Origin of the sequence: Acetobacterium tundrae (assembly GCF_008086615.1) — a bacterium.
Lineage (GTDB): Bacteria > Bacillota > Clostridia > Eubacteriales > Eubacteriaceae > Acetobacterium > Acetobacterium tundrae.
In genome coordinates this window covers 106,495-115,078 of the sequence record NZ_RXYB01000010.1, presented here as the reverse complement: position 1 = coordinate 115,078, position 8,584 = coordinate 106,495, and the positions used below count along the sequence as shown (strand labels likewise).

Annotated in this window: 8 protein-coding genes; 2 read left to right on the top strand and 6 right to left on the bottom strand. The window is 37.9% G+C overall.

Translation table 11 applies throughout. From position 1 onward, the window contains the following. Positions 1 to 187: 187 nt before the first annotated feature. Positions 188 to 424 carry a hypothetical protein gene (locus tag FZC40_RS09860; RefSeq protein WP_148603822.1) on the bottom strand — a complete coding sequence of 79 codons (237 nt, stop codon included), beginning with the start codon at positions 422 to 424 and terminating at the stop codon, positions 188 to 190. 30 nt (positions 425 to 454) lie between these two features. Beyond that, positions 455 to 2,383, bottom strand: coding sequence for an ABC-F family ATP-binding cassette domain-containing protein (locus FZC40_RS09855; RefSeq protein ID WP_148603820.1), 1,929 nt, complete (start codon positions 2,381 to 2,383; stop codon positions 455 to 457). A 148-nt stretch (positions 2,384 to 2,531) separates the two neighbouring features. On the opposite strand from FZC40_RS09855, the gene FZC40_RS09850 reads away from it, so the two are divergent. Continuing rightward, positions 2,532 to 3,176: a redox-sensing transcriptional repressor Rex gene (locus FZC40_RS09850; RefSeq protein WP_148603818.1), complete on the top strand. Its 645-nt coding sequence runs from the start codon at positions 2,532 to 2,534 to the stop codon at positions 3,174 to 3,176. A gap of 388 nt (positions 3,177 to 3,564) precedes the next feature. Here FZC40_RS09850 and FZC40_RS09845 read toward each other — a convergent pair whose 3' ends face one another. From FZC40_RS09845 to FZC40_RS09830, 4 genes are all read right to left on the bottom strand, one after another. After that, a complete protein-coding gene (locus tag FZC40_RS09845; RefSeq protein ID WP_148603816.1) occupies positions 3,565 to 3,945 on the bottom strand; it encodes a helix-turn-helix domain-containing protein in 381 nt (126 codons plus the stop codon). A gap of 131 nt (positions 3,946 to 4,076) precedes the next feature. Then, positions 4,077 to 4,910 (bottom strand): hypothetical protein, encoded by an 834-nt coding sequence (locus tag FZC40_RS09840; protein WP_148603814.1) that lies wholly within the window; start codon positions 4,908 to 4,910, stop codon positions 4,077 to 4,079. A gap of 62 nt (positions 4,911 to 4,972) precedes the next feature. Beyond that, positions 4,973 to 6,595: a putative manganese-dependent inorganic diphosphatase gene (locus tag FZC40_RS09835; RefSeq protein WP_148603812.1), complete on the bottom strand. Its 1,623-nt coding sequence runs from the start codon at positions 6,593 to 6,595 to the stop codon at positions 4,973 to 4,975. Positions 6,596 to 6,673: 78 nt separating this feature from the next. Continuing rightward, positions 6,674 to 7,597, bottom strand: a complete 924-nt coding sequence (locus FZC40_RS09830; protein ID WP_148603830.1) for an alpha/beta fold hydrolase — start codon at positions 7,595 to 7,597, stop codon at positions 6,674 to 6,676. 248 nt (positions 7,598 to 7,845) lie between these two features. On the opposite strand from FZC40_RS09830, the gene FZC40_RS09825 reads away from it, so the two are divergent. Further along, positions 7,846 to 8,574, top strand: a complete 729-nt coding sequence (locus FZC40_RS09825; RefSeq protein WP_148603810.1) for an MBL fold metallo-hydrolase — start codon at positions 7,846 to 7,848, stop codon at positions 8,572 to 8,574. The last annotated feature ends 10 nt before the right edge of the window (positions 8,575 to 8,584 follow it).

Genomic DNA, 8,584 nt, shown 5'->3' with positions numbered 1-8,584 from the left:
TGGTTAACATAAGGTTTGCCTCCATTTGTTTTCTAATTTTATGATAAACCATGAACCTTGGAATAAGCTTTTTTGATTTCAAAAAACTAAAAAAGGCCAGGTTTCCCTGACCTTTGTCTTCAGTCTGAGGCAGCCTCAGAGATGAGGCTGCCTTTTGTTGTATACTATTGAAATTTTTCTGATGTCTTTAGTCAACGTCGTAGGGGATGCCGGCAAACAATACTTCCATTTCAGGTTGTTTCAATTCGGCAAGTTTAACAATCAGTCCATTGAGAAGACTGATCATGGCCTGAGCATCAGGAGATTCATCGTTAGCAGGTTTTGCAGCATACAGGGCAAGAAGCATCGTGTTTCGGGTAGTGCCTTTCACATCCTTAAATATCGCATTTAAGACTCTTTTTTCATCCATCATAAGTTCCATCATCTTTTCCTCCAAAAAATATTTTTGTTGTTTTTATAGCTCTTCCAGGTTTGTTAAAGCATCTTCCCACTTATCGGTAAGCTCAGCGAGACTAAGCTTCTTTTCTTCATAAAAACGAGTGATTTCGGCGGCATTGTCAGGATAATCATAAAAATCAGGTTGGCACATTGCCAATTCTGCTTTTTTGATTTCCAGTTCCTGGGCTGTAATGGCATCCTCAATTTCTTTCACTTGCTTTTTTAACTGGCGGATTTTTGCCTCTTGTTCCTTTTGCTTCTTTCGATCCGTCTTTTGCTGGGTTTTGGTAATAACGACTTTATTTTCTTCGGCAAGAAGCATTTCACGTTCTGAAGCTTCGCTTTTATGTCTTAAATAGTCATCATAGTTTCCTAAATGAATTTCCATTCCAGCAGTTGAGAACTGGTAGATTTGATTGGAAATACGGTTTAAGAAATACCGGTCATGAGAAATGAAAAGCAGGGTGCCTTCATATTGGGAAAGTGCGCTTTCCAGTATTTCTTTGGTATCCATATCAATATGGTTGGTTGGTTCATCCATAAGCAGAAAATTGGATTGTGAAATCATAAGGCGGGCCAGTAGAAGACGGGCCTTTTCGCCACCGGACAGGGTATTGATCGGCTTGAATACTTCTTCGCCCACAAACAAAAAGGCGGCTAAAATGTTTCTGATTTCGCCTTCTGACAGTTTTGAGTCCACATCCCACATGGCCTCCAATAAATTCTCGTTGTAGAACTTTTTTAAATCCTGATGTTCCTGATCAAAATAACCGATATGAACTTTTTGTCCAAAGCGAACTTCTCCGGAATCAGACTGCAGCTTGCCTTGAATAATTTTAAAAAGGGTAGTTTTACCGGCACCATTGGGTCCAATAATACCGATCTTATCGCCACGGTGAACTTCAAAACTCATATTCTGAAAAAGGAGCCGCCCATCAAAAGTTTTTTTTATGCCGTTAACGCTTAAAACATCATTTCCACTTCTGACCCGTGGAACAAAGCTGAAATGACTGTTATGCACGACGTCTGCCTTATCCATCAGTTCAATTTTGCCGAGGGCTTTTTCCCGGCTCGCAGCTCGTTTTGAACTCTTAATGGAGTTGTACGCCCGAAACCGCTTGATCACTTCCTCCTGGTGCTTGATTTCTTTCATTTGCTGCTGGTATTGATGGCTCTGCTCCATTATATTCTGCCGCTTTTTTACTGCATAGTGGGTATAATTCCCTAAATATTCTATTATATTCTGCTGAGATACTTCAATAATGGAGGTGCAAACCTTATCCATGAAATAACGGTCATGGGAAATAATAATAAAGGTTCCGGAATAACCTTTTAAATATTGTTCCAACCATTGGAGAGCATCGATATCCAGATAGTTGGTGGGTTCATCCAGCAGCAGCAGATCAGGTTCCTTTAAAAGAATTTGACCAAGAGTAGCCCGCGTTTTTTCACCGCCACTAAGAACGGAGAATGGTTTATCAAGGTCTTCCGGCTTAAAACCTAGCCCGTTAATGACTCCCCGAATGCGGCTGGGGTACTCAAAGCCGCGTTTTTCTGAAAAAATTTCTTGAAGCTCCCCGAATTCAGTCATGAGCTTTTCCTGTGCATTGCCAGAGCTTTTGGCAATTTGATCACCGATGTATTTAATCCGCTTTTCCATATCAATCAAGGATTGAAAGACAGAGGTGAGCATTTCTTCCAGGGTCATGCTTTCAGCTATGGCAGGCTCCTGAGCCAGGTAGCCAAGGGAGAGACCATTTTTTGTTCGGATATGGCCTCTTTCAGGAACCAGTTCTCCGGTAATCAGTTTCAATAAGGTTGACTTACCGGTGCCGTTTCTTCCGACAAGGCCGATTTGTTTTTTTTCATTGATAGATAAGTTCAGATCCTTAAAAATTTCATGGATGCCGTAACTAAAGTGTAGGTTTTCTATATTAATTAACATTTCTTCACCTGTTTTCGTTTTTGTTCATGTTTTTAGAATAACTTATACTATTCTATCAAAAAAACAATAAAATTAAAATGAATAATTTGACGTTAGGTATACCTATTGATATAATTAACGAAGTATTTCTCAGAAAGGAGAAGTTATTATGCATCGTTTCTCAAAAAAAGTATCAATGACCGTTGTAAAACGGTTGCCAAAGTATTACCAATATTTAACTGATTTACTTTTAAATGACATAGAAAAAATATCGTCAAGAGAATTAGCAAGTCTTATGGGTTTAACAGCTTCTCAGATTCGTCAGGATTTGAATTCTTTTGGGGGTTATGGTCAGCAGGGGTATGGCTATAATGTATTAGAATTAAGAGAAGCTATCAAGGAAATTCTTGGCCTTGACAGTGATTATACTTGTATTATTATCGGTAGTGGTAATATGGGACATGCTATTGCAAATTATGAACGATTTAAACGTGAAGGTGTGATGCTCATCGGTGCTTTTGATGTTGATCCATTAAGAGTTGGTACCGTTGTAGGCAACGTGGTCGTCAAACATATGGATGAGCTCGAAGATTTCGTTAAAAATAATGAAATAGATATTTGTATCTTGTGTGTACCTAGAGGGGTTGGGCAACAAGTCGCCACAACTGTGACGAATCTGGGGATAAAAGGTATTCTAAATTTCAGTCCATTAGATCTTGATCTACCCGACGATGTCGTGGTGGAAAATGTTAATATCACAGATAGTTTGTTTACCCTAACTTATTTATTAAAAGAAGTGACAGATCCGGAATAAAGAAGATGAATGGTTTTATTTTTAGTTAAGTCAAAAAAGAAAATGTTGCTTTTGTTCGTTTATAATTTACAGATCTCATCGGTATCATGAAAAACCCTTAAACAATAAAATTATGTTTAAGGGTTCGTCCACGCTGACTAACATGAGAAATCCTGATCCATCGATCAATCCTTATTTGGTGGTTGCTGCAAACTTGCAGAATGGAATGCCTATGGCAGTCAGGTTACGCAGTGGGAGATTGATCAATATCTAACACCCTTTTGTAAGGAGAAGATAGGGAAAATTAAGAAGAGCAGCTGAATAAGTGAAAAAAAAAAGAGCTTGATAAAACAAGCTCTTTATAATATAACAAGTTATTTAAACAAGGTCCTCTTCATCATTTTTTGAATTACTTGCCGTTGGAACTTTTGAAATTAATAAAATCTAACACTTCCTGCTTAAAACTCTCTGGGAAAGAGAAATAAGAAGAAAAGGAGTTTACCTCTTCGTTCGAAAAGACATAGGATTCTAAAAATTCTTCACAAGTCATTGGCTTTGGATTACTTGGCAAAAGCTTGGGTTGATCTGTTCTGCATAGTAAATAGTCCACAGAAACCTCGAAAAAATCAGCGATTTTTATGAGTAATTGGTTCTCTGGTAAATTCTTATCTTTTTCATATTTAGAGATTGAACTCTTGTTAAGGTAAAAAAGATTTGCAAAATTTTCTTGGGTTAACCGTTTAGAAATTCGCAGCGCTTTTAATCGACTACCAAAAGTATTGTTTTCCATTTTTTTCACCTTCTTTAAATTTAAAATTGTTGGATTGAAAGCATAACCAGATAATTCAGTATAACATATAATTACTATTTGTCAATATTCTTTGTCAATGGTGAGTTAAATCAAGAAACTATTAAGATGAGTTAAAAGGAAGTTCTTAATTCTTTTAACAAGCGAATACATTCTGAAAATTTTGCTTTTTCAGGTGATGGTTCTCCCTCTGTTGATGTGGATTCCAAGGTTTGGCTAGCCAATGTATCACGAATGAAAGTATCAAACAAAACAGAATAATTTATGTTGTTAGTGGAATCAGTGAATTTGCGCTTTGATTTTCCGTCTTCAGCTCGTATTTCATCGTAAGTCAGTGCTGTAAGCCTTGTGCCGTTAAATGTTGCCACCAGATTTCCCTGAAACCCATCTTGATCGATCGAGCCGACTACAGTATAGGTATCGAATGTATCAATTTTTATGGGTTCATGATCACCTTTCTTTGCCTGCCCGATAGCGGCATTTGATAATTGAATGAAACGCTCAGATGTTTGGGTCGCCCCAGAAATGGTTTCAATTTCATCTGGATTTTGGGAAAGAATCAAGTCATTATATAATCGGAAATAAAGTGAGTTGAGATTTAGCAGGGCAAGATTACCCCAGTATTTCTCTGGACCTTCAAGAGTTAGACGATCTATGCCATTTCTAGAGATCTCTTTAAAATTGACTTGAGTAATAATATTACTTTTTATGATGATATCGATCTGTTGGGCGTATCCCCGGGTATCATAAAAATGTGTGGTTGCTGTAAACTGGCCATCAGAAAGAGATTTCAAATTCCCTACCGGTAAAATTTCACCCGTAGACGGATCATTTACCAATTCTTTTTTCACACACCCTGTTCCTAGAAAGGTCAGTGATAGAATAAGAAGAAGTACAGAAATAGTGGAAAGAAATTTCAGCTGATGAGATTTATTTTTGCTTTTCATATCGATCACCTTTTTAATAAATTAAAAGTGCTCTCCTTCATTGTTATTATGGTCAAGTTTGATTAGTAGGCGGAAGCATTCATCAGCGGAGGAACGATTTGTTTTTTTCGGGAGAAAACACCGGGCAGAAATTTGCTGAATTCCCCAGGGTGAAGTCCAAAGGCCAGATCTACGAGTTTTTTGTTTTCGCCGGCAACAATTAACTCAGTTCCACCTAAAATGATATCAGTGACCATCAGAATCGAGAGGTTGAGATTTTCCTGCTGGCATAAATTGTTCATTTCCCATAACACATTATCGAGCTTGTCAAAAATTCCTCTAAAATCTCCGGTGTTGATTTGGGATACGGCGATTTTAGAGGAGCCCATGGTGAACATTTTCATATCCGTAGTAATTATCTCTAACGGCGGCATTTCCTTTAGATTACTCCCAGCGACCAGCATTTTTTCACCATAACTATTTATATCAAGATCAAGAATGTTCCCAAGCTCTTTGGCAATTATTTCGTCTTCGGTGGTACAGGTTGGAGAATTAAAAAGAAGGGTATCCGAAATAATAGCACTTAGCATCAGTCCTGCCATGGGTTTGGAAATCGGTACTTTGTTTTCATGATACATTTTTGCGACTATCGTAGATGTACACCCCAAAGGTTCAATACGTAGATATAAAGGGGTTGATGTTTGAATTTCAGCCACCCGATGATGATCGATGACTTCAATGATTTCTGCTTCTTCCACACCGATGATGGATTGGCTACGTTCATTATGATCCACGAGAATAACTTTCTTTCGGCTGAAATCAATTAAATTGCTTCTTGAAATAGTTGAAATAACTTGACCATCCACGTTAACTACAGGGAATCGTTCATAGTCGGAAGTAAGCATGTTCTTTTTTACATCATCAATGGTTTCATAAGTCATGAAATATTCCAGATTGCTTTTTTTAAAATAATTCTTTATGGGGATTCCCTGGCATAAAAGACGAATGACTTCGAATGGCCCTGAAGTTACTGTTAAAATGGCACCCTTATAATCATCGGGAATATGGAAAGGGATATCTGGAGATGTATTGGACACGATAATGGTCCCGGCTCCTGTTTTAAAGGCACGGCTTAAATAAACTGATTGCTGAACAGTTACCAGAATATCATCAGAACTGAGCTTTTGATCCGCTACAATTTCGGTAATGGTATAAACATCTCCTAATACTGTACTTGTTTCAAGAGATCCATATATCTGAGCATCCAGGAGCTCGATGATATTGTCAAAGGGGGTTTCATTGTCCCTTAGAATTGATTTTGAAAAAGCATCTGTATAAGATGGGATAATATCAGATACTGAAACCATGCCTATAAGTTTGCCTTCATCACTGATAACAGGAAGGGATCGACCAGGATGATTGATGATCTGGTCCATGGTTTTTGAAATGGAATCCTTTTCGTTAGCCATTGAAAAATCGGTAAGAACAAGATCAGATACCTGAGGCTTCACATTTTTAATAAGTACTGGCAGATTAACATGGAATGTATCTAAAACAAACTGAGTCTCCTTGTTAATTGATCCGAGACGAGCAGGAAAAACATGGGTATATCCAAGCTCTTTTTTTAAATTTGCATAGGCGATAGCCGAACAGAGAGAATCTGTATCCGGATTCTGGTGCCCGAAGACATAAATGTTTTGAGTCATTGTGGCAGCCTCCTTTTAGGTCATAATATCATACGCTAACCAATTTTGCGAATGATTAGCGTAATTTTCAATAGTTTGCTACTTCTCAATAAACCGAAGAACGTCATTGTAAACCAATTCCCGACGATCTTCATTGAGAATTTCATGTCGCAGAAGTGGGTAAAGGATAAGATCAACATTTTTAACTCCTGTTTTTTTTGTAAGCTGGACAATTCGTTTCACTTCTTTTCCCATACCGCCAACGGGGTCATCTCGGCCGGATAGAAATAATAGGGGAAAATCGCAGGGAATTTTTTTTAGGTTAGAGTAGGCGCTGGTAAACTGAATGCCATAAAAAAGATCACGATAGAAACCGGAGCTGCAGGTAAATCCGCAAAGAGGATCGTCCAGATAGGTATCGACATTTTTTTTATTCAAAGACAGCCAATCATAGTCAGTGCGGTTTGGTTTGAATTTCTTGTTATAGCCGCCGAAGGAGAGATCTGAAAGCAATTCCGAAGGTGTCTTCTCGCCAGTCTTTCGAATTTCATGTTTGGCAATCAAGCTGGCTATTTTTCGCATTAAACCGTTAATCCCGATGGTAGTTCCAATGATAATGGCGCTGTTATAGAGCTCAGGAAATGAAATGACAGCATTTCGTGCAACCACGGATCCCATACTATGGCCAATGAGAAAAAGGGGAAGATCCGGATAAGATTCTTTTAGAGAACAGGAGATTTCTTTTACATCTGAAATGATGCGTTCCCAACCATTGCCACTTGAAAAAAAGCCCATATCGCCTGAGTCGATGCCCGTTTGTCCATGACCGCGTTGATCGTAAGCAACGGCAATGTAATTGTTTGTGTAGAGAAAATCTGAAAATTCTTGATAACGTGTTGCAGATTCAGCCATACCATGGACAATCAGAACAACGCCCTGAGGTTTAAGAGGACGAGGTGTTTGATAATAGGTAAGCTTCAATTCATCTGAAGCATAAAATGTATTTTTAATGAAATTGATCATTTCTTCAACCTTTCTTTCTAATAGTCTGATTTGTCGCGAAATATATTTTAGTGACAAATGTTTGCATTCATACTTTATTGTAACCATAAATGGGTGTATATATAATTTTCTATTCATTATACCAAAAGCATATTAAAAAAACACCTTTCTTCATACAAAAATTATGATAATCAGTGTATAATAGAAAAGACATTGAAAAAGAAATTATTTATTAGAATAAATAAAAAAATGAGAAAAGAGGTCCTACAATGAAATTAACGGTACTTGGAAATACCGGTCCTTATCCTGGTCCGGGCGGAGCGTCCTCCGGGTATTTATTTGAATCAGAGAATACCCACATTGCTTTGGATTTCGGCAGCGGTGTTTTGGCAAATTTGCAGAAATCAATGAGCTTTTCAAAACTTGATTTTATTATCTGCTCCCATTTGCATTCAGACCACATTGCCGATCTTTTCGTGCTTCGTTATGCACTTCAGGAAAAAAGTGTTGAACTGCCTATCTATGCACCGTCAGAGCCAGCCCTGGAGGTGGCATCACTTTATTACAAAAAAGTTTTTCTGATTAAGAAAATTACCGAAGAATTGCAAATAGAAAAGGAAAATTTAACTTTTACGTTTAAGAAACTTAAGCATCCCTTTCTGGATTTTGGCACCAAAATTACCGATGGAGAAACGACGTTTCTTTATACCGGAGACACTTGCTATACACCGGCACTGGTTGAATTTGCTAAAGGGGTTGATGTGATGCTCTGTGACGCGGCATTTTTGGAAGACTGTGTTTCAGATAAGCATTTATGCGTCAAGGAAGCTTGCGAGATTGCAAATGAAGCAGGGGTGAAAACCCTGATTCTTACGCACCTGGCACCCTTTGAAGATCCAGACAAATATTTGGAAAAAGGGAAAAAACATTTTAATGGTTCACTCTTGGTCACAGAGATTGGAAAAACCTATGAATTAAAAGCGCTAACAGATTTGTAAGCTCGCTTGA

Excerpts from the sequence above, each read along its gene's own strand:
- FZC40_RS09860 (WP_148603822.1), bottom strand. The coding sequence starts at position 424 with ATGATGGAACTTATGATGGATGAAAAAAGAGTCTTAAATGCGATATTT.
- FZC40_RS09855 (WP_148603820.1), bottom strand. The coding sequence starts at position 2,383 with ATGTTAATTAATATAGAAAACCTACACTTTAGTTACGGCATCCATGAA.
- FZC40_RS09850 (WP_148603818.1), top strand. The coding sequence starts at position 2,532 with ATGCATCGTTTCTCAAAAAAAGTATCAATGACCGTTGTAAAACGGTTG.
- FZC40_RS09845 (WP_148603816.1), bottom strand. The coding sequence starts at position 3,945 with ATGGAAAACAATACTTTTGGTAGTCGATTAAAAGCGCTGCGAATTTCT.
- FZC40_RS09840 (WP_148603814.1), bottom strand. The coding sequence starts at position 4,910 with ATGAAAAGCAAAAATAAATCTCATCAGCTGAAATTTCTTTCCACTATT.
- FZC40_RS09835 (WP_148603812.1), bottom strand. The coding sequence starts at position 6,595 with ATGACTCAAAACATTTATGTCTTCGGGCACCAGAATCCGGATACAGAT.
- FZC40_RS09830 (WP_148603830.1), bottom strand. The coding sequence starts at position 7,597 with ATGATCAATTTCATTAAAAATACATTTTATGCTTCAGATGAATTGAAG.
- FZC40_RS09825 (WP_148603810.1), top strand. The coding sequence starts at position 7,846 with ATGAAATTAACGGTACTTGGAAATACCGGTCCTTATCCTGGTCCGGGC.